The organism is Chryseolinea sp. H1M3-3, assembly GCF_029360725.1.
Classification (GTDB): Bacteria; Bacteroidota; Bacteroidia; order Cytophagales; family Cyclobacteriaceae; genus Chryseolinea.
In genome coordinates, this window is sequence record NZ_JARKMY010000002.1 from 396,492 (window position 1) to 421,646 (window position 25,155).

Sequence of the window (25,155 nt, forward strand, 5' to 3'; positions counted from 1 at the left end):
CTTACTCTTTCAACTTTTTTCATCCAAAGTTGGCTCCACCATAATAACCTCCTCCCGCTCAACCACAACAGTTCCGGGAAGATCGCCTTTGCGTTTTCGAACATATTTTCTAGGTGTCACCACCACTGGACACAAAGACTCGTTCTTTCTTTTTGAGTAATAGGCAGCAAGTTGGGCGGCGCGTTCGATCACGTCTTTTGGGAAATTTTTTCCAGCCTGATATTTAAGCAGCACGTGTGACCCTGCTACGTCTTTTGCGTGTAGCCAAAGATCTTCCTTGTAACCAAACTTAAGGGTAAGGGTGTCGTTACTGTGGGCATTTTTTCCAATCAATATCTTGTATCCTTTGTATTCAACCTCACGATAAGGCACAGGTGCAGGCTGCTTTTCCTTCTCATCCGATACTTTCAGCTTTTCACCGAGCTTTCGTAAGGTTTTAAGATCGGATGCTTCTTCTACCTGCAAGAGTTGGTCGGTAAGTTTATCACACTCCTCACTTTTATTTTTTAGAAGCTGCTGCAAATGATTGATCTCGATTTGTTGATTTTTTCCTTTCTTATAAAAAATGGCAGCATTCTTTTGTGGACTCAAGTCACGTTTTAGTTTAATCTCCGTTGGATGGTTATCATGATAAAAATTGTTTAAGGTGACACGATCAATTCCCTGCTTCACGGTGTGCAAATTCGCCATAAGCAGATCAGCCCAAATCTTATAATTGTTATCTGCTTGCAGTTCACGAAGTTTGTTAGCCGTTTTATCTATGAAATTTTGTGACGACTGCAGTTTTGATTTTAAATAAGAAAGTGCCCAGGATTTTTCTTTGCTGAAAGTATCCTGATGCGTGAATAAAAAGGAGAACTCGTGAACCGCTTTAATAGGATCTGTAAATTGCCTGATGAGATTCCCGAATTCCAACATGGAAAAAAACATTTTACCTTCGTGCTCCCGAATGGAATAAGATGGGTTGCTCAAAAGGTCACGAACATCTTGAATTGCCTTCCACTGAGCATCGGTTGATAATTCGAAAAACTTTTGTTGCTGCAGATATTTCCAGACAACTTTTCCAAAAGTAAAATAGAGGCTTTCAGGTTTAGCTGAGTTTTGCAGGAAGTTCTCGTAACTCCAATCGATGGTTCTGTCTAAAGTTTGTAAATCGATGTTTTCATCTTCTTGTATGCTGTTTTTAAAAATTTCAGTCACAGAACCATTTTCAAATAGCACGAGGTTAGAGCGGTTGCCATGCATCTTGAATAGCATCACAATCTCGTTACTGAAGTTGATGGCGAAACTTCTTTCATTTTCAAATTGATGAATGCCTTCAACGCGTTGGCCGATCAACGTTTGGAAAAGATCCACGCTATTCTTTCTTGCCCGATGAAAACTATCAGGAAAAGACAAACACGAAAATGAGGATGATAAATTTGCTTTAATGAAGAAAGGTAAACCTTGCGTTTCAAACCTGATGATCAATTCATCTTTACTTTGACTAAAACATTCGGAAACAACGGTAGACCTGAGCGTGTTCTCGAGCGACTTTGTAAGTTGGCGAAGGAAATAGTAATTGTTGTGCACCGCGACGGAGGTTATAGTTAAAAACCAACAGTAAAAGTACACTGGATAAGAGATGTTTTTGCACTGAGCGATAATACTATTTGAAGCTTAATGCCCCTGCACGCTGTATCCGTAAACCTTTAATTGGTAACGGTTACTGTAATTCAAGTTGCAGCCCATCATAGGCCAAAAGAACATTTGCAGGCAATTCCTTTGAAACATCGGCATGCAATCCAAGCTTGTGGCTAATATGCGTAAAGTAAGTCAGCCTTGGTTTTATTTTATCCACCATATACAAGGCCTCTTTCAAATTAAAGTGAGAGATGTGGGGCTCACGTTGCAGTGCATTCAGAACGAGGATTTCCGTTCCCTCAAGTTTTTCAAGCGTTGTTTCAGGGATAAAATTGGCATCGGTGATGTAGCTGAAATTGTTGAACCGAAAACCTAGCACCGGCATCTTCAAGTGCATAACGGGAAGGGGCGTAATGTCGACGCCGTTAACAGAAAAGGTTTGCTCGTCGATAAGGTGTAGCAGCAATCGTGGGATACCCGGGTAACTATCTTTCATGAACGCATAAGCATACTCCACTTTGAGTTGATCCAACACCTGTTGTTTCCCATACACGGGCATATCCATTTTTTGCATGAAATTGTACGCACGAACATCATCCAGGCCGGCCGTATGATCGCGGTGGGCGTGGGTAAATAGAATCGCATCGATCCGTTTTACCCGTTCGCGCAGCATTTGCTGGCGGAAATCCGGACCTGTATCGATCACAAAACTTTGATTCGAAATCTCTACTTGGATGGAAGATCGAAGACGCTTGTCGCGAAAATCTAACGACGAGCAAACTTCGCATGTGCAACCAATCACCGGCACGCCTTGAGATGTACCGCTTCCTAAGAATGTTATTTTCATGCGATTACAACCTTAATTATGAAAGAAGCGGATGAATGCGAATATTGTTTGCTTCCGGAGAAAAAATCTGAAAGCCATCTTTAAGCCGCCTGAAATTGCTGCATGAGCTCTTCGTGCAGCTTTTGACTTTTTTCTGTAAAGCGAGTTGTATCAAGTACAATGCCTTTTAAAATTTCCATTAACGCGTTGATTTTCCCTTCGGTGGTGTAGAACTTATTGATGATGATGATTTTTTGGTCTTTTAACACACAATAACCTGACTTAAAATTACCTTTTTCGTAACGCAGCGTGTAATCTGACTCCGCTATCATGTCCTCCAGTTTTGTCAGAAATGGTATGGTATATTTAATCATGTTTCTTCCCGGCTTTAAGGGCGCAAGATAAGAAAAATTTGGTTGTGCGCCGTCTCACGGGCGGTCATAGTTCTAGGTACTCCTACAGCAGGATCGGAGGATTTTTTATGCGATTTTTGACCATAAGAAAATTGTAATATTGCACAAAGACGGTATTAGCCTTTTGAAACACCATCAGGTTGTTGATCGTGGATTTTATTGACCTTGGAAAAAAGTAAAAAAACATTAATTGTTGTAACAGGGCCGACGGCAGCGGGTAAGACGGCAGTGGCGATCAAACTTGCACAATTATTCAAGACTGAAATTATTTCGGCAGATTCGCGACAAATCTTTAAGGAGCTAGCTATTGGTACGGCAAAACCTTCAACCCAAGAATTGGCCCTGGTTCGGCATCATTTTATTGATTCGCATTCTATACAGGATGACTATGATGCTGCGCAATATGGTAGAGATGCCTTAGCCTTGATCACCGAGCTTTTTAAACAGCATGATAACCTGATTCTTTGTGGCGGGTCAGGTCTTTATATCAAAGCTGTTTGCGAAGGATTTGATGACATTCCTGAAATAGCTGAAAGTATCCGGGCAGATCTGATGAGAAGCTATGAACTGCATGGAATTGAATGGCTGCAGCAAAAAATGCAGGAACTGGATACAGAACATTTTCATACCATCGACAAAAAAAATCCTCATCGGCTTATACGCGCGCTAGAGGTCAGGTTGGGTACAGGTTCGTCGATAGCTTCCTTTCGCACAAAAAAGAAAATGGAACACCCATTCACCATTGTTAAAATAGGATTGGAAGTTCCAAGAGAGGATCTTTATCAGCGCATCGATAAACGGATGGACACCATGATTGAACAAGGACTATTTGAAGAAGCTCAGAGTTTATATCCAAATAGAAACCTTCAAGCGTTACAAACGGTAGGTTACCAGGAAGTTTTTGATTTCATAGCAGGTAAGTATAACAAAGATGAAGCTATTCGTTTACTAAAACGTAACACGCGCCGTTATGCAAAACGACAACTTACGTGGTTTAAACGCGACGACGAGATAACTTGGTTTGCTCCTGAAAATTTTGAAAACATTGTTGAATTAATTCGCAGTGAGATCAGTCAATCGGACCCAAAGACTTCTTTATGAATAACAAGGTTTTAATCATCGCTTACTATTGGCCACCCAGCGGAGGTAGCGGTGTTCAGCGTTGGTTAAAATTTGTAAAGTACCTTCCCCATTTTGGTTGGCAGCCCTATGTGTTTACGCCAGAGAATCCATCGTTCGCGATTCGTGATGAATCTCTTCTGAAAGATGTTCCGATCGAAGCGGAGGTGATTCGTTTTCCCATTTGGGAACCTTATGAATCTTTCTTCAGGATTGCAGGTGCATTTAAGCAGAAGAAAACTGCCAAGCCAACCGACTTGGTATCAACAAATGATAAATCTCTCTTCCAAAAACTTAGCACTTTTATTCGCGCTAATTTTTTCATACCTGATCCACGTATTTTTTGGGTGCGACCATCAGTTAAATTTTTAAATGATTTTTTACGCGACAATGAAATCAGAACCATTATTACGACGGGTCCGCCACATAGTATTCATTTGATAGGGTATAAATTAAAAATGAAAAACCCATCGCTTAACTGGCTGGCGGATTTCCGGGATCCGTGGAGCGAATGGGGATTCCTGGATAGCTTAAAGGTTAGCCAGCCAGCTAGAAATATTCACCGTAAATTAGAGATGAAGGTGTTACAGCGGGCTGACAAAATTATAACGATCACACCGTTTTATGTGCGCAGATTTGAAGCGCTGTCGAAAAGAAAGGTCGTTCTGTTAACAAATGGCTATGATGAAGATGATTTTAAAAACCTCGTGATACAACCCACAGAGAAATTTGTTATCAGACATGTCGGTATCATCAATGAGAAATGTGACCCCCGGCCATTTATGGCTGCTCTCGAACAATTAATTATCACCGACGCAGAATTGAAATCTAAAATTCACGTTGATTTTGTTGGTGAAGTACATTCGCAAGTGAAGAATTTCATACAGGCATCGTCCGCGCTTGCTTCGGTGACTTCTTTCACATCCTCCGTTCCGCACAAGGAACTCATTTCGATGTACGGTAAATCATCGTTGCTTCTTTTAATTCTGACTGGTTACAAAGATGCTGAGGGGTATATGCCAGGAAAATTATTTGAATATTTGGCAACGGGTCTCCCTATTATAGGAACAGGTCCTGAAAATGGGGATGCGGCAAATTTGTTAGCTTCCACAGGAGCAGGCGAAATGATCGAAGGCGACAAACAAGAAAAAATCAAAGAGAAAATCATGGAGTATTTTTCCCAATGGAAAACAGGCGCCGTGGTATTGCATAAGCGTGAATCGGAAAAGTATTCGCGAAAAAATGTGACAAAGGAATTAATTGAACTCCTCTAGAAGCGTATAGTCTTAAATTCTTTAATTGCAGTTTGAATCCCTAAAGATTGATTAATAAAAGTTTCATTAAGACTTCTGTTATCTATACGCTGGCTGGTACCTTACCGATGGCCAGCGCGCTTATCCTTCTTCCATTTTATATCCATCATTTATCCACAGAGGTGTATGGGGCACTGCAAATTTACCTGGCGTTTTCATTGCTGGTACAAATAATTGTAACCTTTAGTTTTGATTCCTCTGTTTACATTCACTTTCATGAATTTAAAAATGATTTCATAAAACTTTCTAAGTTCATCAGTTCGGCATTCATTTTTATGACATTGCTTAGTCTAGTAATCACCGTCTTTTTTGCGGGTGCCGGCGACGTTATTTTTAAATTAGTACTACCCGGTCGAAATGTTTCTTTTTACCCCTATGGATTGGCTTCTGTGGGTGCTGGTGTATTTCAGGCGTTGCTCAAAGTTCATAGCAGCTTACTGCAAAGTCGTGAGAAGCCGGAAACTTTTTTTTGGTCGAATGTTTTTTCATTTACGCTCATCGCATCATTTACTATTATTGGATTAGAACTTTATCCCAACTCATTGATGGGACCGGTAGTCGGGCGGTTGCTTGCGGCATTGGTCACGGGCATTTGGGTACTCATGAGAATATTTCGAGAGTTTGGTTTTCAATATGATTTTACATGGCTAAAAACGTCGTTCGGTTTTAATACCTATACCTTCATTTACCAGATTCTGCAGTGGTTTATTAATTACTTTGACCGCATTGTGATGCTGCTCGTCTTATCCCTTGCTGATGTTGGTGTTTACGTCTTTGCAACCCAGTGTTTGATTGTTTTGGAACTGTTAATGAACAGTTTGCACAGTTCGTTTTATCCCAAGGTTGTGAGTTCCATCATGGCCCAGTCAGAAAAGCAGTCGTTACCTGAAATAAACAGGTATTATCATGGATTGACAGCTTTCATTATGATATCAGCATGTGCAGGTGTACTGTTGCTGCCGTGGGCTATAGAAACTTTCGTACGGAAGGAAGCTTACCGGGAAAGCATTCCTTATTTACCTTTTCTTGCAACGATCTATTTTTTCAGAACGATGCGCCTGTTCTTTACGGCCCCTTACGGGATATTGAAATACACCAAACCGCTCCCCATCGTTTATCTTATCGTGGTGGCAATAAAAATTTTATTAATGCTCGTGTTGATGCCCCAGTTTAAGGTGTTTGGTGTTGTAATTGCATCACTGGCAAGTTCTGTTCTTGAAATTGTATTGCTTCGTTATAGCATTAAACATATGTTCAGATTTCGATTCAATTTTTTCAAGATCGTAGGCGCACCGATGATCCTGTTTTTGTTGATCATTCTCCTGGAACCGTTACTAGGAAAAACGTATCCTTACCTCATTCACTTTATTTACCTCACAAGCTGTGGAGCGCTTTTATGGTGGGCCTATCGTCACGAGGTAAAGTTGCTTAATCCCCTTTATAAAAAATGAGATCGATCTATTCAAGTGCGTTCGAGGGCTTGACAAAGTAAAAAATTCACCCTCAAATCTGCCAGCTTACGAATTAATCTTATTTTGCATCTTAAATGATCCCAGTCACGAAACCATTTCTGCCACCGATCGAAGAATACGAAAAGTACCTTAAAGGTATTTGGAACAGAAATTGGCTGACTAACAACGGACCTCTGGTTAATGAACTTGAGCTGGCATTAAAGGATTATTTAAAGATCAAGCACCTGCTATTTGTAACAAACGGGACGATTGCGATACAGCTCGCAATCAAGGCACTTGAGTTGAAAGGAAAAATTATCACCACACCGTTTTCGTATGTTGCGACAACGAGCAGCCTGGTGTGGGAAGGATGTGAACCAGTATTTGTTGATATAGATCCACGCACTTGCAATATTGATCCTTCAAAGATTGAGGAAGCAATCACACCTGACACATCGGCTATTCTTGCTACCCATGTTTACGGCAATCCCTGCGACGTTGAAGCCATCGATGAAATTGCCAAAAGAAGAAACTTAAAAGTGATCTACGACGGAGCACATGCGTTCGGGGTAACTTTAAAAGGTAAATCCATTTTTGAATATGGAGATATTAGCACATGCAGTTTTCATGCGACTAAACTTTTTCATACGGTAGAGGGTGGATCTGTCGTAACGAAGGACCCTGCACTGTTGAAACGGATGGCTTACTTGAGAAATTTTGGTCATGATGGTCCGGAGCGTTTTGCGCAATTGGGAATCAACGGTAAAAATTCCGAATTCCACGCCGCGATGGGCCTCGTGAATTTGAAGTATGTCGATCAGATCATTTCGGTCAGGAAAAAATTGTCAGAGCAGTATGATAAATTTGTTCGCACCTTCCAGGGTGTTAAACCAACCATCGCGCCGGATGTGAGCTATAATTTCGCTTATTATCCGGTTATTTTTAATGATGAAAAATTACTGCTGAAAGTAGTAGAAACATTAAATCAAAACTGGATTCATCCGCGAAGATACTTCTTTCCGTCGTTGGAGGACTTGCCTTATGTCCACCAGAAATCTCACTGCGAAGTGGCAAGATCAATTGCTCACCGGGCCCTTTGTCTTCCGCTTTTTGATACACTTACTACGGAAGAGATCGCTATGATTTTTCGGATTATTCTCAGGGTTCAAAATAATTAGTGCATGATTATCGTAGGAGCGGGAGGTTTTGCCAAGGAAATTCTGGAGACGTTTTCGCAGCGGAAAGAACTGGATGACTTGTTTTTTTTTGATAATACATCAAACGACCCGCCCGGGAAATTATTCAACAGGTTTCCGGTGTTAAGAACGATCGAGCAAGTCAAAGAAATTTTTGATAAACGTGGAGACCTACGATTCACCCTAGGCTTAGGCAATCCGTTGTATCGATATAAGTTGAACAATTTATTTTCATCCATTGGAGGCAAACTTACCTCTACCATAAGCCCCAACACAGAAATTGGAAGCTTCGGTACCACGATTGCCCCGGGTTGTAATATTCTTTCTGGAAGTATCATTACCAACAATGTGACATTAAAAACCTGCTGCCTTATTAATCCAGGCTGCTCTATTTCACATGATAGCGTACTCGAAGATTATGTTCAGATATCACCAGGTGTTAGAATAACAGGGAATTGTGTGATTGATGGTTTTAGTGTGCTGGGGACTAATGCAGTTGTACTTCCAAAAGTAAGAATTGGAAGGAATGTCATCGTAGGAGCGGGCGCTGTTGTCACCAAAGATGTCCCGGATAATTCGATGGTAATGGGCGTACCCGCTGTCGTAAGGAAAAAACTTGCCCCACTTGAATTTAATTGATGTGTGGAAATGAACTTACACATCGTTCCTGATAATACATTTTCAAATAAGTTTTATGACAATCTTCTCGAACTGAATTTGAGCGGAAACAATAAAATTGTGGTCAGGACCAATGAAGAGAAACTTAAAAACATCAAACATGCCCTGCCTTTTGCACCTCTTTATTCAAAACGATTTGCGTCATTGGTAGGTGATACTGCACATTATAAAAAAGTGTTCATTCATTATTTTACGCCATTACTTTATCGCTGGGTAGCTACGCATACTTTTCAGGAATTAAACTGGATGATCTGGGGAGGCGATCTTTATAATTTATCGTCGTTAGATGAATTGTGTTATGAGCCTCTTACCCTCAACAACTATGTGAGACAGGATTGGTCTGCACAAACAAAGCTTTACAATTTGAAGGTATTATTGACGCAACGCCCCTTCCAGAAAAAAGCGTATTCAAAAGTAAAAAATATTCTTACCTGGATGACCGAGGAGTACAAGTTTGCTTTAGATCATCTGCCAATTAATGCAGATCATAAATTTTTCTTTTATGAAAACCAGCTACCCTACGGGAGACTGGATGGAGTCATTAGGAGCTCCGGAAGTTCTGACAAACTCTCACTAATTATTGGTAATTCTGGTTCACCCACAAATAACCATCTTGATGCGGTTAAATTTTTAGAAGATAGTAAAATAAGTGCTGACCTGTATTTTCCGGTTTCTTATGGAGATGCCCGCTATATTTCGTTCCTCAAAAAAAATATTAAGTTCAGTTTTGGACGCGTTGAGTTTATAGAGCGCTTCATGCCATTTGATGAATACCTGAACTTCATCGTATCTGCTGACGGCCTTGTAATGAATTCAACACGACCGCAGGGCTATGGTAACATTTTAATGATGATGTATATTGGTAAACCAGTCTTCTTTAATTCGAAAAACATTTCCTTGCCTGACTTGAATGCAGCGGGGTTGAAGTGGTTTTCACTGGAAAGCTTAAAATCTCTTGAGACATTGAAAAATGATGCTGGTAATAAAGTCGCGGTGATGAATTTGCTTTCGCACGAGCGGTTACTGAAAGAGTATCAAATACTATTCAGCTAGCTGACAAAATCCGTCAAACGAGTATTCGGGAAATCATTTCATTGATGTTCTTAGCGTTTACCTCCGCGTTCAACGCTTTGGCTGCGATACTTGAATTTTTCTTAAATGACTTGATATCATTTTGGGTTAAGCTGGCAAGCTTATTTGCCAGACTTTGAGCTGTAAACTGATCAGAAACTACACCAATATTATATTTCTGCACAATTTCTGCCATTTCCGGCGTTGGCCCAATCGCTACCCCCAAACGTGCCTGAATGAAATCGAAAAGTTTATTAGGTAGCGTATTTTCGTAATTAAAGTTTACAGGCGGGAGTAGGAAAATGCCTATATCATATTTGTAAATGGTGGTCACTACCTCGGTGCTTTTAACGGGCGGAACTATCGTTATTCGTGGGTCATGTTTGGCCTTTACCCGCAGTTGGTCGATGTATTCCCGCGTATTTTTTGACGCAAACCCAGGCATTAGCAGCATCAAATCCAGTGTAAAACGCTCATCTAATAACGACATAACATCGATCATCAGCTCAAGTTTGCGAGATGGAGTAGCTATACCGTGATGTATCAAACGTATTTGGTTTTCTTTTACTTCACTAGGCTCAATGTCATAGTAGTTATTAGCATTGGTAATGACAGTCGGATGAACTTGGAAATTCTTTTCATACTCGCGCGCCAATCCTTTGCCGACGGTCATCATGCCGGCTGTTAGGGGAATGTATTTTTTACAGAGCCAAGTGTTAAAATCCTGGAAAAACACCCGCCACATCTTTTTATCTTCGAAATGCCTTGGCGCGTATTCGTGAGCGTCAAAAATAACTTTTGGATTTCCCGGAAATGCAAATGCCAACGGCAATGTCTCAACATCGTTGGCAATAATCAGATCAAAGTTCCTATCGGATAAAGATTTTATTATGTAGTAATAATTGTGGAGAATCTTGTGAGCAATGGTATGGAACTTAAGCAATAAAAAGATGGACGTTATGATTTTTCGGACAACTGTAAGCTTGGTAGGCTTTATAATGATAAGTTCATAATGGTCTGAAGGATCGCCGCCAAAACAAACGACTGTAGTTTTATAATGGTTTTGAATAGCCATGATCTGCCGTCTAACCCGAGCATCGTGCTTGAGATTACTCAGAACAATAACCAGAATCTTTTTCATTTCTTTGCGAAACTATAGGTTTAACTTTCCTCTTTTCTCAGTAAACAATCCGTAAAGTTTCGCATTAACTTTTTAAGCGGCTTGGATTATCCTTAGCAAATGATTCCCAGGATTTACTTTTGCCCTTAACCTCGCCCTTTTGAAAATGATGACAAACTGCTACGGCTAAGGCATCGGTTGCGTCTAAAAGCTTTGGAAGTTCTTTGATGGTGAATAACGTCATTAACATCCTGGCGACCTGCTCTTTGGATGCATTGCCATTGCCGGTAACTGACTGCTTTACCCGCTTGGGTGCATATTCAACAATCGGAATTTCTCTCGATAGCGCTGCCGACATCGCCACTCCTTGTGCCCTCCCTAACTTAAGCATGGATTGAACATTCTTTCCAAAGAAGGGAGCTTCCAGTGCAACTTCATCCGGATGAAAATCATCAATTAAACTCAATACGCGATCAAATATTTTTTTCAGCCTTAATTCATGGCTTTCAAGCTTATTCAAGTGGATTACACCAAACTGCAAGAGATCAATTTTTGGCTTTCTAACCAAAATCACACCATACCCCATAATGTTGGTCCCTGGGTCAAGTCCCAGAATAATTCTTTCTTTCTCCAAATTTCTCACGGGTTCAAGATAGGCAGCGTTTATAAATTATTGAAATTGCATCTGCATGACATTCGTTTTTATCTTGTTTTTTTTGATGTATTTCCTGTTCATCGGACTCTTAATCGCTGGTTGGCGTAAAGCTATTTCCCAAAAATTACCGGGACCCGAAGAACATCATCACTTGATTTCAATTGTTATCGCCGCTCGGAACGAAGGCTCGCGGATTGCCCGCCTTCTGGCAGACATTCAACTTCAATCTTATAAAAATTATGAAGTGATCGTTGTTAACGATCATTCAACTGACAATACTTTCGAACAGGCAGAGCTTTTTGCACGCATGGATGCGAGATTTACGATCATCCAAAATGCCGGCGAAGGAAAAAAAAATGCGCTGACGAAAGGAATCTATTATAGCAAGGGAGACATCATTGTCACCACAGATGCAGATTGCAGGGTTAATAATCATTGGCTTACCTCGATCTCCTGCTACTTTCAGCAAAGCGATACAAAAATGGTTTTCGGCGGAGTAAGAATTGAAGGCGATTCTTTTTTCTCAAAAATTCAAGCACATGAATTCTTAAGCTTGATCGGAACATCTGCTGCAACATGGGCATTTGGATTTCCATCGATGTGCAATGGAGCAAATCTTGCTTTCCGAAAGACGGTCTTCAAGGAAGTTGGCGGCTACGAAAATAACCTGCATATCCCTTCCGGTGACGACGAATTTTTAATGCATAAAATTTTTCGTGCGTATCCAAGCGGAATAAAGTTTGTCTCTAACAGAGAGGCAATTGTAACCACATGTCCATCGTCTGACCTACAACAATTTTTGTATCAACGGATTCGCTGGGCAGGAAAGTGGAGACATAATTTATCCATTACCAATGTATTGCTCGCCATTTTTATTTTTTTCTTTCACGTATCCATGATGCTATTGCCAGTTGCCGCCTATCTCGGGTTTATTCAACCTGTTGTGGCAGCATCCTTGCTCATTTGGAAGCTAGTTTTTGAATATACTGTATTGAAAAAAATTGCTGATTTTTTAATTGTCCCATGGAATTGGACGGCTTTTATTATACTTCAGATAACTTATCCTCTGTATGCCGTTGGCGTTGGCTTGATTTCGTTATTTCTGTCATACGAATGGAAAGGAAGAAAATTAAAATCCTTTAGCATCAATACGGTAAAAAAGTAACGTTTTTTTGGAGATGCATAGATGGAGAGAAGGTTAATAAAAATTCGTATTTTAATTGATTATTAAAACTAAAATTGGCTTCGTGCATGTTTTGCAAAAATTAATCGTTAACAGGCAAACTGGACACACGATAGAACAGAAAAAATTCTGTGAATCCGCGTAATCCACTGAATCCTGTTAACTTTACAATCCCTATGATGACCGAACAAACTTTAAAAGCGAAATTTGAAATCAAGGAACTCGAATTGAATGCTTTGCTGGAAATCACACAGGCAATCAATAACAATTTATCGGAAGAATCACTTTATAAAATCTATAATTTCACGCTTCGCTCAAATCTCAATATTCAGCGATTGGCTCTCTTTGTGTTAGATGATGAGTGGAACTGTAAAGTGAGCTTTGGCACCAAAAAACATTTCAGCAAAGCAAACCTGTTACCTGCTTTCAAAACCATTCAGGATATCACACATTTAAAAGAGTTTGAAGAATGTGACTTCACCGTTTTTGATCTCGTCATTCCCGTTGCTCATAAGGGAAATACCCTTGCCCTTGTCTTTGTTGGCGGATTAGAAAAAGATGAATATCAAAATGATGATGGTGTAAAGTTTATACAGGCGTTAAGCAATATTATTATCGTTGCGATTGAAAATAAAAAACTCGTAAGAAAACAACTTCAGCAGGAATCTTTCCGAAAAGAATTAGAGATCGCCAGCGATGTTCAGCAATTTCTTTTTCCAGATAAACTGCCGGACACAGATATTCTTAAGGTTGAAGCCAGTTATCTACCACACGATATGGTCGGTGGCGATTACTACGATTATATCCCTATAAATAAAAATCAATTTTTGATTTGTGTTGCAGACGTTAGTGGTAAGGGAATACCTGCTGCATTAATGATGTCCAATTTCCAAGCTTCATTAAGAACGTTGCTTCGGCAAACACCCAATCTAACCGACATTGTTGAAGCTTTAAATTTTCAGGTCCTGGAAAATACAAAAGGCGAGAAGTTTATCACATTCTTTGCTGCGATCTACGATGTTCGTCTGAAGACAATGGTATATGTGAATGCGGGACATAATCCGCCGATATTGGTTGACAAAAAAAATGGAATTCGGTTACTTGAAGATGGATCAACCGTTTTAGGTGCAATGCATCCCTTACCATTTCTGAATGAAGGGTTCATCACAAACCTGGATGATTTCCTGCTTTTTTGCTACACCGATGGTGTCACAGAAACCCTGAATGAATCTCAACAGGAATTTGGAATGGATCGGATTATGGATTATTTCGGGCACGAAACTACCTACAGCAAAGATTTAAAAACGATTCATCAAGACATCATTGTAGCGTTGGATACATTTAAAGGAAGAAACGGATATCATGACGATATTACGATTCTTTCTTGCCGCGTTGGCAATACCTAAATTTGGTAGATTACCAATTGTGATTTACTAAAAATGATTCATCGCACGCCTTTCTTCTTACCTTGGCTGTATCCATCCCTTACGTGGAGAATTCCGGCAGACCACAAAGAATTGTTTCTATCTTTTGATGATGGACCTGTACCTGGACCAACGGAATATGTACTGGAAACTTTGGAAAAATTTGCCGCGAAGGCCACATTCTTTTGCATTGGCGAAAACATACGAAAACATTCACATGTGTTTAAAAGCATTGTCCATAACGGTCATGCTATCGGTAACCATACCTATAACCATGTGAATGGCTGGCGAACAAGTGTTGATGAATATTTGGCAAATATTCAGCGTTGCAAAGATGAAATACAAAGTCAGTGCTTGGAAAAAAGTGAAGCATCAAGGATGCGATTGTTTCGCCCACCCTACGGACGGATAAGCCGAAACCAAATCTCCCGGCTGTCGTCGTACAAGATTATTATGTGGGATGTCCTTTCCATTGACTACGATAAACGACTGACGCCGGAAAAATGCTTAAGAAATACCATCCGTGCCTCGAGGTCTGGTTCTATCATTGTGTTTCATGATAGCTATAAAGCAGAAAAGAACTTAATGTACACGTTACCTAGATTTATTGAGCATTATTCCTCGCTGGGTTTTACCTTTAAGGCTATTGAGTAGTATGAATCATTTGGCTGGCTGATAAAATTTGTATAATGCCACCCCATCCGCTCGTTAACTTCTTTCCTTATGAAAAGAGTTTTAGTGACACCGCTTGACTGGGGATTGGGACATGCTACACGGTGCGTTCCTGTTATTCATGAATTGTTAAAGAGGAAGTGTACAGTCTTTATCGCTGGTTTCGGTGACTCGCTGGCGCTGTTGAAAAACGAATTTCCGCTACTGGATAGTTTTATTTTGCACGGCTATCATCCCATTTACCCAGAGCAGAACCAAATGGTTTGGAAAATGGCCCTTCAGGTTCCAAAATTTTTGCAGGTGATAAACCGAGAACATTCGGAAGTAGAGGCTATTGTAACGAGATATAAAATTGACCTCATTATTTCCGACAACCGTTATGGTTGTTGGTCGCAGAAAGTTCCATCAATCATTATCACCCACCAATTAAATATTTTAATGCCCAAGGGGTTTGGGTGGATGGCGGCTATCGTCCGTTCAGTAAACTATAAATTGATAAAAAAATTTTCCTGGTGTTGGGTCCCTGATTATAGTGATAAAGAAAGATCGCTTTCCGGGAAGCTGTCAGAATATGATCCAAAGTTATTGTCCAATGTTGTTCATATTGGTCCCTTGTCCAGGTTTAAACTCACCGAAGGAGACCGCAACACCTTCGATCTAGCCTGTATTCTCTCAGGGCCTGAACCGCAGCGAACCATTTTTGCGAATGTAGTGATCCCTCAGCTTAAAGCTTCGGGTCTGCGTTATTTTATAGTCCATGGCAAATATTTCGAAGATGAACTTAAGTCCGAGCATGAAGCAGCGATTTTAAACACTGACGCCCTGCAAACGGTTATCTCTAGATCAACCATAGTAATCACTCGCAGTGGGTACAGTACCATCATGGATTTGGCAGCAATAGGTAAGAAAGGGATCATGGTTCCAACCCCCGGCCAAACTGAACAGGAGTATCTGGCGCATCGATATAAGACCAGACGTATTCTGATGGCGATGAATCAAGATGTTTTTGATTTAAAGAAAGCGTTGGCTGAGTCTAAATCATATACAGGCTTTACCATTGATGGATTTGATGGACATAGTAATAGCGCACTTTTGGTACAGGCAGTAGACCATGTGTTGCAATAGATTACAATTATCGGATAACTTTTTACTTTTAAAGATTAATCATATACATCCTTTTCTAACGCTCCAACACTTCTCACCATGAAAGATTTTCTCCAGAGTTTTATCTACGCCATTCATGGAATCTGGTCAGGCATCAGCGATCAACGCAACTTAAAAGTTCAACTGGGCGTAGCCATAATTGTAATCGGCGCTGGCTTTTATCTTTCTATAACATCTATAGAATGGTGTATTCTGTTAATATGCATTGCTTTAGTGATAGGACTTGAACTTGTAAATACGGCGCTTGAGAATCTCGTGGATCTGGTTACGCTTGAAAGACATCCATTGGCGGGTAAAATAAAAGACATTGCTGCAGGTGCCGTACTGATGGTTTCCGTTGTTTCCGTCATTGTTGGATTAATAGTCTTCAGGAAGTATCTGATATAAAGATTAAACGTCGGCATATTAACGTTCCCCATCCCTGCATTACCTTTACATAATTTAAGCGGCTGAAATGTAGGATTCAACAAGGTCTGACCAGCCAGGTTATAACTGACAATTGTGATTGAAATGAACTCTTACGTTGATACCCATGCGCATATTTATGCGGATGAGTTTAAAATTGATCTTATTGATCTTTTGCATCGTTGCGATGAACAACATGTTAATAAAATTTTTATGCCTAACGTTGACCACACTTCCATTGATAAAATGATGGAGGTGGAGTATCGTTGGCCGAAGCAATGTTTCGCCATGATGGGATTGCACCCTTGCTCTGTAAAGAAAGATTTTGAGCGCGAACTTTATATCGTTGAAGAATGGCTTGCCAAACGAAAGTTTTCAGCAGTAGGTGAAATCGGTACAGATCTTTATTGGGATAAGTCTTTTTGGGACCAACAGCAGGAAGCGTTAATCATACAGGTGAATTGGGCAAAAAAATATAACCTGCCAATAGTTTTGCATTGCCGGGAAAGTCTGGATCAAACAATTGAAGTGATAGAAAAACTTCAGGATGGAAAACTTAAAGGAATTTTTCATTGCTTTTCCGGGACGGTCGAGCAGGCACAACGAATATTCAAACTAGGTTTTTACATTGGAATAGGGGGGGTGGTAACCTTCAAAAATGGTGGCCTCGATAAAGTGCTGCCGGAAATTGACCTGGCACATGTCGTATTGGAAACCGACAGCCCTTATCTCGCCCCGGTGCCATACCGTGGTAAACGTAACGAACCGACATATCTTCCATTGATTTCTTCGAAGATTTCAGAAATTATGAAATGCACTGTCGAAGAGGTTCAGAAAGTTACCACTCAAAATGCACTCAATATCTTCCAACATACTTTATAAACTTGTCCGTATACTTACGTTATCTTTATCGCAGGTTATTATAGAACGAACTTCAACACTTCGTACTTCAACACCTCAACACGCAAAAATGGCATGAACTTAAAAAAGGTCAGCATCAATACGGCGCTACCGGGCAAACCTCGCGCCCGCATATTGATCATTTATACAGGCGGGACTTTTGGAATGAGCTATGACAAGGAAGGCGTACTCACACCGTTTAGTTTTGAATACATTCTTGATCAACTGCCCACGTTAAAAAATCTGGCGCTTGCGATTACCGCTGTATCTTTTGAAACGCCAATTGATTCGTCGAACATTAACCCGGAGCACTGGCAACTCATCAGCAGTGTAATCTTTGATCAATATGACCAGCATGATGGATTTGTTGTATTGCATGGAACAGACACCATGGCTTATACCGCCTCTGCACTGAGTTTCATGCTGGACGGATTGAATAAACCTGTGATCTTCACTGGTGCGCAATTGCCGATCAGCGAGCCTCGTTCGGACGCACGCGAAAATTTAATTACGGCGTTAGACATTGCGTCAGCACGCGAACAGGATGATCCGATCGTACCAGAGGTTTGTATCTATTTTGATTACGAATTGTTAAGAGGTAATCGATCCAAAAAAGTTGAAAGCATGCAATTCGATGCTTTCGATTCTGGCAATTATCCTCCTTTAGCAAAAGCAGGTGTAAAAATTGATTATAACTTTTCCGTGATAAGAACGCCATCCAGGACCACTACGCTTAACCTTCGCGCAACTTTTGAAACCAACATTGCAATCTTAAAGCTCTTTCCTGGGATCAATAAAAATGTGGTTAGTGCCGTATTGAATACGCCCGGACTAAAAGCGGTCATTCTCGAAACGTATGGATCGGGAAATGCGCCAACCTTGTCATGGCTTCTCGAACAACTGAGTGCAGCCATCGAGCGGGGTGTGATCATTGTGAATATTTCACAATGCCCGGGAGGACGTGTAGTACAAGGTCGTTATGAAACCAGCAAGGGATTACAACAAATTGGGGTGATCAGTGGAGCAGACATGACGACCGAGGCAGCAGTGACTAAACTTATGCTTTTGATCGGTGAATATGGATCTTCCAATGCCAAGACAATGATTGGTATTTCTTTGGCGGGGGAATTGACCGCGTAAACTTGGAATCGGAGCAAATTATTAATTTCTTTGGGCCCGTTTTCCAGTAAACAGTGTACGGAGAGGTGTCCGAGTGGTTGAAGGAGCACGCCTGGAAAGTGTGTATACTGGAAACGGTATCGCGGGTTCGAATCCCGCCCTCTCCGCAAAGCCCGCTACGCATCCCCGTAACGGGCTTTCTTTTTAATCATCATCGATCAACTTCTGATGGGATAATATTTCAGGAATGTTCTTTTTGTTTATTGAACCTGTCAGCAAGTTCAATAAGTAGTTAGCGAAATAATGGTGTCATGTGTCCATAAGAAAGTTGCTGCTAACCATTGAAGCATCCGTTTTTACTACTGAACTTCAACATATTACAAAATTGTTTAGCAAACATGTGACTTTATTTTGCTTGTGAAATTATAACTATGAAAAAAAGAAGTGAACGCCGCCAGTAGAAAAATTTTGTAAAAAGTATTTAGAAATCGACAAAACGTTTAATTTTGGCGCTTTCAATGCTACTAAACCTTTAACTATGAAAAAATTATTCGCGATTCTCGCATTTGTAGGGGTACTGGCGTCCTCTTCACTTTATGGTCAGGAAGATTCAACTGCAACCACATCAGAACCGGCAGCTACGGCTGAGCCCGCTGAAACTGCTACAGCTGATACTTCAACCCCAGTTGATGAAGAAGACCAGTCTTTCCATGAAGTATTAAAAGATCAATTTATTGCAGGGGGTGCAGAATACATGACTCCCATTTTGATATGTTTGATCATCGGATTAGCCATCTCAATAGAAAGAATTATTACTTTAAATTTAGCCACAACAAACACAAAAAAGCTTTTAGGTCAAATTGAAGACGCCCTCTCAAAAGGTGGTGTTAATGCGGCTTTGGATGTAACACGTAACACACGCGGCCCAGTTGCTTCAATTTTCACGCAAGGCCTCATGCGTTATCATGAAGGTATAGACATGGTAGAGAAATCCATTGTTTCCTACGGTGGTGTTGAAATGGGTCGGTTAGAACGAGGTCTTATCTGGATCTCATTGATGATTTCTCTCGGTCCTATGCTTGGTTTCTTCGGAACTGTTGTGGGGATGGTTATCGCGTTCGATACTATCGAAAAAGCAGGTGATATCTCTCCTTCGATTGTTGCCGGTGGTATGAAAGTGGCCTTGATCACAACTGTTGGTGGTCTTATCGTGGGTATGATACTTCAAGTTTTGTATAACTATTTAGTAGCTAAAATTGACGGATTAGTAAATAGCATGGAAGATGCTTCAATCTCATTAGTCGACCTTTTGGTTAAACACAAGCTTGTAAAGTAAAAAGCTATGCTGGATATTGGATTATACACACTATATGCGTTACTGTTTGTTGCAGTAGCAGCAGCTATAATATTCCCTTTGATCAATTCGATAACAAATCCCAGCGGTCTTTTAAGAACTGGAATTGTTTTGGGAGTCGTGTTGGTATTGTTTGGGATATCGTATGCCCTTTCAGGTTCTGAATTGCCAAGAAGTGCTGTGGCAGCGGGACTTACGGAATCTTCCGTAAAACTTATCGGTGCAGGGTTAATTATGTTTTATATTGTATTAATACTTGCAGTATTAGCACTTATTTATTCTGAAATCAGTAAAGCCTTAAAATAAAATGGCAAGATCAACTCCAGAAATCCCAAATGCTTCTATGGCGGACATTGCGTTCCTGCTGTTGACTTTTTTCTTGATGACAACAACCGTAGCCAGTGATAAGGGGTTGATGATTCAATTGCCTCCTCCTCCAGAAGCTTTGCCTCCGGACACAGATGTAGAAATCCCTGAACGCAATCTTTTTAAAATTCAGGTTAACTCATTTGATAGATTGTTGGTCGAAGGGGAACCGTGGACAGCCTCTAATCGGGAGCTTACGGATAAGATTAAGGGATTCATTCTAAATAATGGTCAGGATCCTACATCTTCGGATAACCCACAAAAAGCAATTGTGTCCTTCAAAACTGACCGTGGTACAACGCACAAAGCATTCATTGACGTGCTCGATGCCATACAGGCTGCATATCATGAGATTTATGCCGAGCGTGCCGGGGTAACAGTGGATCGTTGGAGAGAAATTGCTTCTGATCCGAACGCTGATCCCCAAGCAAGGCAGCAATACGATAAGGGAAGAGGTCTTCTTCCAAACGGAGGTGTTGAAATCCCGATGGCGCTGTCAATTGCAGAACCAACAAAAGTAGGTGGTTAATTAAAGAGGAAAATTATGTCAAAGTTTAAGAAGAAAGTTAACACGAAGCAGGAAATTCCAACATCATCAATGCCCGATGTGGTGTTCATGTTGCTGTTCTTCTTCATGGTGACAACTAAAATGCGTGAGACCAACATTAATGTTGAACAACATATGCCTCAAGCAACGCAGTTGAGAACCCTGGCGAAGAAGTCATTGATTTCCTATCTGTATATTGGTTCGCCGAAAAAAATTGACCAATTCGGTAAAGAACCGAAAATCCAGGCTAATGATGTTTTCATTGAACCTAAAGGAGTAATTCAATGGGTAAACTCTGAAAAAGCAAAGCTGGATGAAGTTGACCGCGATGCCATCACTATTTCTCTCAAAGTAGATGTTGAATCAAAAAGAGGGTTGATAGCTGATGTGGAAACAGAACTGCGAAGGGCTAATGCCAGAAAGCTCTTGTATTCTGCAAATCAAAAAATTGACCGGTAATTTTTTCAAATAAAGTTTAATAAATTGCCCTGCCCGGTTTTCCTGGCAGGGCTTTTTATTTATGACAAAACCTATTGCAACTACCACGGCAGTTGTACTGAATAACCCTAAAACTGTACGCGCCTGGTACATGTATGATTGGGCAAACTCAGTTTACTCACTCGTTATAACATCGTCCATTTTTCCAATTTATTACAAAGAGGTAACAAGCAGCGGCGCCAATGAGCAGGTTAAATTCTTGGGTTTCACACTTCAGAATTCAGTACTCTATTCATATGCCCTTTCTTTTTCTTTTTTAATTGTAGCCGCGATGCTCCCGTTTCTATCGGGTGTTGCTGATTTTACTGGCAGGAAAAAAGCGTTTATGAAATTCTTTGTTTGGATGGGAGGGCTTTCCTGTATAGGTCTATACTTTTTTAATGACCTAACCATGCTTTGGTGGGGTATCCTTTGTTCCATTTTGGCAAGTGTTGGTTATTCGGGTAGTTTGGTTTTTTACAATGCCTTCTTGCCGGAAATTGTTACTGAAGATCGTTACGATGTCACGAGCGCCCGCGGATATTCCATGGGGTATTATGGCAGTGTAATCTTGATGGTCATTTGCCTTATGATTATTTTAAATTATGAGTCTTTTGCCTTCTCTAGCCAAGGCGCCGCGACTCGGTTTACTTTTTTACTGGTCGGTGCCTGGTGGATTGGCTTTGCCATGATTCCGTTTTCGGTTTTGCCGGATAACATCTATAATAAAAAACCACAAGGACAAATTTGGTCTAAAGGGTATGAGGAAATCGCCAAGGTGTGGCGGAGCTTAAAAAATCAGCCCGACTTGAAGCGATACTTGATTTCGTTCTTCTTTTTTAATTCAGGCGTTCAAACAATCATGTATTTAGCTACTTTGTTTGGTACGGATGTATTGAAGCTCGATAGCTCAAATCTTATCATGACTATTTTAATTATCCAACTCGTTGGTGCACTAGGGGCATGGTTGTTTGCAAAATTATCACGCCATAGTGGTAATAGATTTTCGTTGTTATCCATGCTTGTCATTTGGTGTGGCGTATGCATAGCCTCTTATTTCATTACTACCGAATACCAGTTCTATGCCTTGGCAGCTGTTGTAGGAATGATCATGGGGGGTATTCAGTCATTGTCACGGGCTACCTATTCCAAGCTTATCCCTGAAGACACACAGGATCATGCATCCTACTTCAGTTTCTATGACGTTACCTTTAATGTATCTATTGTTATAGGCACATTTTCATACGGCTTCATTAACCACCTTACGGGAAGCATGAGAAACAGTGCTTTGTTTTTAACCGTGTATTTTGTGCTTGGGATGATTTTTTTGCTTACCGTCAGTTCGCGAGATATTACTGCAAGATCGACGTTGAAATGAAATAGCGTTTGCTGGCAAATTTTTACAAAGCATGCATGCGAGATCTTAACTCTACTATGCACACTGGCTCAATACCTAAGATGTTTAACGGTCATCCCGTTGTTAATCAACTGTTTTAAAGAATCAATTCCAATCTTTAAATGGATCTCGACAAAATTTTTCGTTACGGAGTTGTCACTGATTTCTGTTTTAACCCCTTCCGGAATCATCGGTTGATCGGAGATCAACAATAGGGCACCCGTTGGGATCTTATTGGAGAAGGCCGTTGAGAATATCGTCGCCGTCTCCATGTCAATAGCTTGCGCTCTGATTTTTTGTAAATACACTTTGAAATCTTCATCCCATTCCCAAACCCGTCGGTTTGTTGTGTATACAGTTCCTGTCCAGTAATCCTGTCCGTAATCCCTGATAGTCGTCGAGATCGCTTTCTGCAATGCAAAGGCTGGCAATGCCGGTACTTCCGGTGGGAAATAATCATTGGAAGTTCCCTCGCCACGAATCGCAGCAATAGGTAGGACCAAATCGCCGATAACATTTTTCTTTTTTAACCCTCCACACTTTCCTAAAAAAAGCGCTGCCTTAGGCTTAATGGCACTGAGGCAATCCATTATTGTCGCCGCATTAGGACTGCCCATACCAAAATTGATAATCGTAATTCCTTCTGCTGTGGCACTTCTCATCGCGCGATCCAATCCATTGACAGGTACATTATGCCAGGCCGCAAATAACGAAACATAATTGTCGAAATTTGTGAGTAAAATATAGTCACCGAACTTTTCCAATGGTTGACCTGTGTAACGCGGAAGCCAGTTCGCAACGATGTCTTGTTTAGTCTTCATGATTATAAAGTTATTATAAAAAAGCCGTCAAAAATGATTTGATTCGTAATCTTCATGCATGGGAAATAAGATTTGCGATCTTTGATCCGGACTCATTATGGTAAAACTAAATCTCCCCGCAATTGACGTTGAGCTTAAACGATCCCAGGATAAGATCTTTATTTTTGATTTTCTGAGAAAGCGATTTGTCGTATTAACGCCGGAAGAATGGGTTCGTCAGCATTTCTTACATTATCTGATCAATGATTTGAAATACCCCAGATCCCTCATCAAAGTTGAAGGTGGTCTAATGTTTAACACCCTTCAAAAACGATCCGATATCGTAGTATTCGATCGCCAGGGAGCTCCGTGGATGGTAATTGAATGCAAAGCTCCTGAATTGAAATTGAGTTCGCGAACCATTCAGCAAGCTTCAACCTATAATTATTCGCTACGGGCAAAATATATTGTAATAACGAACGGCATGTCATCTATTTGTTGCGAGACTGATTGGACAAATAGCCGGACGGTTGTACTCGAAACGATGCCAGCCTACGATCAGCTTTAAGCGCGCTTAACGTTAGAACAACTCTTAATACGCCAGGTTGTCCTTAGAGAAATTTTTTAACATCTGAATACTGCAGACCAAATGCATCGGCTACAGCTTTGTATACCACTTCACCGTGAATGACATTTAAACCGTTTCTTAACTCAAGGCTTTCCTCACATGCTTTTTTCCATCCTTGATTGGCAAGTCTAATAGCATAGGGTAGCGTGGCATTTGTAAGCGCTAAAGTTGAGGTATAGGGTACAGCACCAGGCATATTGGCAACACAATAATGAACAACATCGTCGATTATATAAGTAGGATTTTCATGGGTGGTCGGTTTGCAGGTTTCAATACATCCGCCTTGGTCAACGGCGACGTCTACTAATACCGTTCCGGGACGCATATCTTTTAGCATGTCCCGTGTAATCAACTTTGGTGCTTTTGCTCCTGGTATAAGCACGCCTCCAATAATCAGATCACAATCTTTTACCATTTCACGTATTGTATATTCATTTGAAACAATGGTGTGAACATTTTTTGGCATCACGTCGTCGAGATAACGGAGGCGATTAAGATTTAGATCCATGATGGTTACGTCTGCACCCATTCCAGCTGCTATTTTTGCTGCATTCGTTCCAACTACACCGCCCCCGAGGATAAGAACTTGTGCTGGTCTAACACCAGGCACTCCACCCAGCAATATCCCGCGACCCTTCAAAGGTTTCTCAAGGTACTTCGCGCCTTCCTGGACGGCCATTCTACCTGCAACTTCCGACATCGGTACAAGCAAGGGCAGACTTCCATCTAATCGTTCAACGGTTTCGTATGCCAGACAAACCGCTTCGCTGCCCATCATGGCTTTGGTCAATGGCTCGTGGGAAGCAAAATGAAAATAGGTAAATACAAGTTGGTTCTTGCGTATAAATTTATATTCTTCTTCAATTGGTTCTTTTACTTTAATAATCATCTCCGCCCGGTTAAATATTTCTTCCGGGTCATCCATCATACGGGCACCGGCTTTCATGTAAGCTTCGTCACCAAAACCACTACCTAATCCTGCAGTATTTTGAACAAAAACTGCATGGCCACGTTTTACGAGTTCCTGCGTGCCAGCGGGTGTAAGTGCCACACGATTCTCGTTGTTTTTTATTTCTTTAGGGACACCAATAATCATAGAACAATATTTTATGGAAGGAAACAAATATAGTTAAGTAGGGCATCATATGCGGTGGCTATAACGCTTTTTTCGAGGGATCATGACTTTGCATTCAGGATGCGATATTGCACCAATAGTCCTACCCCGATAATTTGCCGTGATCGGAACCTATGTAAG

Annotated in this window: 26 protein-coding genes and 1 tRNA gene; 20 read left to right on the forward strand and 7 right to left on the reverse strand. The window is 40.8% G+C overall.

Going from position 1 to position 25,155, the window contains the following annotated elements; genetic code table 11:
* Positions 1-9 precede the first annotated feature (9 nt).
* The 3 genes from P2W71_RS09175 to P2W71_RS09185 form a co-directional block, all read right to left on the reverse strand.
* Positions 10-1,572 carry an NFACT RNA binding domain-containing protein gene (locus P2W71_RS09175; protein ID WP_276369952.1) on the reverse strand — a complete coding sequence of 521 codons (1,563 nt, stop codon included), beginning with the start codon at positions 1,570-1,572 and terminating at the stop codon, positions 10-12.
* A 133-nt stretch (positions 1,573-1,705) separates the two neighbouring features.
* Positions 1,706-2,470 (reverse strand): MBL fold metallo-hydrolase, encoded by a 765-nt coding sequence (locus P2W71_RS09180; protein WP_276369954.1) that lies wholly within the window; start codon positions 2,468-2,470, stop codon positions 1,706-1,708.
* Between the two features lie 80 nt (positions 2,471-2,550).
* Complete coding sequence (locus P2W71_RS09185) at positions 2,551-2,823, reverse strand: hypothetical protein (protein WP_276369957.1); 273 nt, start codon at positions 2,821-2,823, stop codon at positions 2,551-2,553.
* A gap of 204 nt (positions 2,824-3,027) precedes the next feature.
* On the opposite strand from P2W71_RS09185, the gene miaA reads away from it, so the two are divergent.
* From miaA to P2W71_RS09215, 6 genes are all read left to right on the forward strand, one after another.
* Entirely contained in the window at positions 3,028-3,963 is a 936-nt protein-coding gene (gene miaA / locus P2W71_RS09190) for a tRNA (adenosine(37)-N6)-dimethylallyltransferase MiaA (protein ID WP_276369960.1), read from the forward strand.
* Entirely contained in the window at positions 3,960-5,255 is a 1,296-nt protein-coding gene (locus P2W71_RS09195; RefSeq protein ID WP_276369965.1) for a glycosyl transferase, read from the forward strand. The genes miaA and P2W71_RS09195 overlap by 4 nt, the downstream gene beginning before the upstream one ends.
* A gap of 47 nt (positions 5,256-5,302) precedes the next feature.
* Positions 5,303-6,745 carry an oligosaccharide flippase family protein gene (locus P2W71_RS09200; RefSeq protein ID WP_276369969.1) on the forward strand — a complete coding sequence of 481 codons (1,443 nt, stop codon included), beginning with the start codon at positions 5,303-5,305 and terminating at the stop codon, positions 6,743-6,745.
* Between the two features lie 95 nt (positions 6,746-6,840).
* Positions 6,841-7,923 carry a DegT/DnrJ/EryC1/StrS family aminotransferase gene (locus P2W71_RS09205; protein ID WP_276369972.1) on the forward strand — a complete coding sequence of 361 codons (1,083 nt, stop codon included), beginning with the start codon at positions 6,841-6,843 and terminating at the stop codon, positions 7,921-7,923.
* 3 nt (positions 7,924-7,926) lie between these two features.
* Positions 7,927-8,580: an acetyltransferase gene (locus P2W71_RS09210; protein WP_276369975.1), complete on the forward strand. Its 654-nt coding sequence runs from the start codon at positions 7,927-7,929 to the stop codon at positions 8,578-8,580.
* Positions 8,581-8,589: 9 nt separating this feature from the next.
* On the forward strand, positions 8,590-9,672 hold the full coding sequence (locus P2W71_RS09215) for a TDP-N-acetylfucosamine:lipid II N-acetylfucosaminyltransferase (protein WP_276369977.1): 1,083 nt from the start codon (positions 8,590-8,592) through the stop codon (positions 9,670-9,672).
* A 13-nt stretch (positions 9,673-9,685) separates the two neighbouring features.
* Here the strand turns inward: P2W71_RS09215 and P2W71_RS09220 are convergent, their stop codons facing one another.
* Both P2W71_RS09220 and ruvC read right to left on the reverse strand, forming a co-directional pair.
* Entirely contained in the window at positions 9,686-10,831 is a 1,146-nt protein-coding gene (locus P2W71_RS09220; protein ID WP_276369979.1) for a hypothetical protein, read from the reverse strand.
* Between the two features lie 64 nt (positions 10,832-10,895).
* Positions 10,896-11,444, reverse strand: coding sequence for a crossover junction endodeoxyribonuclease RuvC (ruvC, locus tag P2W71_RS09225; protein ID WP_276369982.1), 549 nt, complete (start codon positions 11,442-11,444; stop codon positions 10,896-10,898).
* Between the two features lie 55 nt (positions 11,445-11,499).
* On the opposite strand from ruvC, the gene P2W71_RS09230 reads away from it, so the two are divergent.
* The 13 genes from P2W71_RS09230 (at position 11,500) to P2W71_RS09290 (ending at position 22,454) form a co-directional block, all read left to right on the forward strand.
* On the forward strand, positions 11,500-12,630 hold the full coding sequence (locus P2W71_RS09230; RefSeq protein ID WP_276369985.1) for a glycosyltransferase: 1,131 nt from the start codon (positions 11,500-11,502) through the stop codon (positions 12,628-12,630).
* Between the two features lie 194 nt (positions 12,631-12,824).
* The gene (locus tag P2W71_RS09235; protein WP_276369988.1) at positions 12,825-14,054 is read left to right on the forward strand and encodes a GAF domain-containing SpoIIE family protein phosphatase; all 1,230 of its coding nucleotides are present in this window, start codon (positions 12,825-12,827) and stop codon (positions 14,052-14,054) included.
* Between the two features lie 33 nt (positions 14,055-14,087).
* Positions 14,088-14,726, forward strand: a complete 639-nt coding sequence (locus P2W71_RS09240) for a polysaccharide deacetylase family protein (protein ID WP_276369991.1) — start codon at positions 14,088-14,090, stop codon at positions 14,724-14,726.
* Between the two features lie 69 nt (positions 14,727-14,795).
* Positions 14,796-15,869 carry a glycosyltransferase gene (locus tag P2W71_RS09245; RefSeq protein ID WP_276369993.1) on the forward strand — a complete coding sequence of 358 codons (1,074 nt, stop codon included), beginning with the start codon at positions 14,796-14,798 and terminating at the stop codon, positions 15,867-15,869.
* 78 nt (positions 15,870-15,947) lie between these two features.
* Complete coding sequence (locus P2W71_RS09250; protein WP_276369996.1) at positions 15,948-16,295, forward strand: diacylglycerol kinase family protein; 348 nt, start codon at positions 15,948-15,950, stop codon at positions 16,293-16,295.
* Between the two features lie 123 nt (positions 16,296-16,418).
* Complete coding sequence (locus tag P2W71_RS09255) at positions 16,419-17,195, forward strand: TatD family hydrolase (protein ID WP_276369999.1); 777 nt, start codon at positions 16,419-16,421, stop codon at positions 17,193-17,195.
* Positions 17,196-17,288: 93 nt separating this feature from the next.
* Entirely contained in the window at positions 17,289-18,353 is a 1,065-nt protein-coding gene (locus P2W71_RS09260) for an asparaginase (protein ID WP_276370002.1), read from the forward strand.
* 59 nt (positions 18,354-18,412) lie between these two features.
* Positions 18,413-18,499, forward strand: a tRNA-Ser gene (locus P2W71_RS09265).
* Positions 18,500-18,870: 371 nt separating this feature from the next.
* Positions 18,871-19,668 (forward strand): MotA/TolQ/ExbB proton channel family protein, encoded by a 798-nt coding sequence (locus P2W71_RS09270; protein WP_276370004.1) that lies wholly within the window; start codon positions 18,871-18,873, stop codon positions 19,666-19,668.
* Positions 19,669-19,674: 6 nt separating this feature from the next.
* On the forward strand, positions 19,675-19,992 hold the full coding sequence (locus P2W71_RS09275) for a hypothetical protein (protein WP_276370007.1): 318 nt from the start codon (positions 19,675-19,677) through the stop codon (positions 19,990-19,992).
* A 1-nt stretch (position 19,993) separates the two neighbouring features.
* Positions 19,994-20,581, forward strand: a complete 588-nt coding sequence (locus tag P2W71_RS09280) for a biopolymer transporter ExbD (RefSeq protein WP_276370010.1) — start codon at positions 19,994-19,996, stop codon at positions 20,579-20,581.
* A 15-nt stretch (positions 20,582-20,596) separates the two neighbouring features.
* Complete coding sequence (locus P2W71_RS09285; protein ID WP_276370012.1) at positions 20,597-21,058, forward strand: biopolymer transporter ExbD; 462 nt, start codon at positions 20,597-20,599, stop codon at positions 21,056-21,058.
* A 61-nt stretch (positions 21,059-21,119) separates the two neighbouring features.
* Positions 21,120-22,454, forward strand: a complete 1,335-nt coding sequence (locus P2W71_RS09290; RefSeq protein WP_276370015.1) for an MFS transporter — start codon at positions 21,120-21,122, stop codon at positions 22,452-22,454.
* A gap of 68 nt (positions 22,455-22,522) precedes the next feature.
* Here the strand turns inward: P2W71_RS09290 and P2W71_RS09295 are convergent, their stop codons facing one another.
* Positions 22,523-23,293: an AMP nucleosidase gene (locus P2W71_RS09295; protein WP_276370017.1), complete on the reverse strand. Its 771-nt coding sequence runs from the start codon at positions 23,291-23,293 to the stop codon at positions 22,523-22,525.
* Positions 23,294-23,390: 97 nt separating this feature from the next.
* Between P2W71_RS09295 and P2W71_RS09300 the strand changes: the two genes are divergently transcribed.
* The gene (locus tag P2W71_RS09300) at positions 23,391-23,840 is read left to right on the forward strand and encodes a type I restriction enzyme HsdR N-terminal domain-containing protein (RefSeq protein ID WP_276370020.1); all 450 of its coding nucleotides are present in this window, start codon (positions 23,391-23,393) and stop codon (positions 23,838-23,840) included.
* A gap of 43 nt (positions 23,841-23,883) precedes the next feature.
* Here the strand turns inward: P2W71_RS09300 and ald are convergent, their stop codons facing one another.
* Positions 23,884-24,996 carry an alanine dehydrogenase gene (gene ald, locus P2W71_RS09305; protein WP_276370023.1) on the reverse strand — a complete coding sequence of 371 codons (1,113 nt, stop codon included), beginning with the start codon at positions 24,994-24,996 and terminating at the stop codon, positions 23,884-23,886.
* Positions 24,997-25,155: the final 159 nt, after the last annotated feature.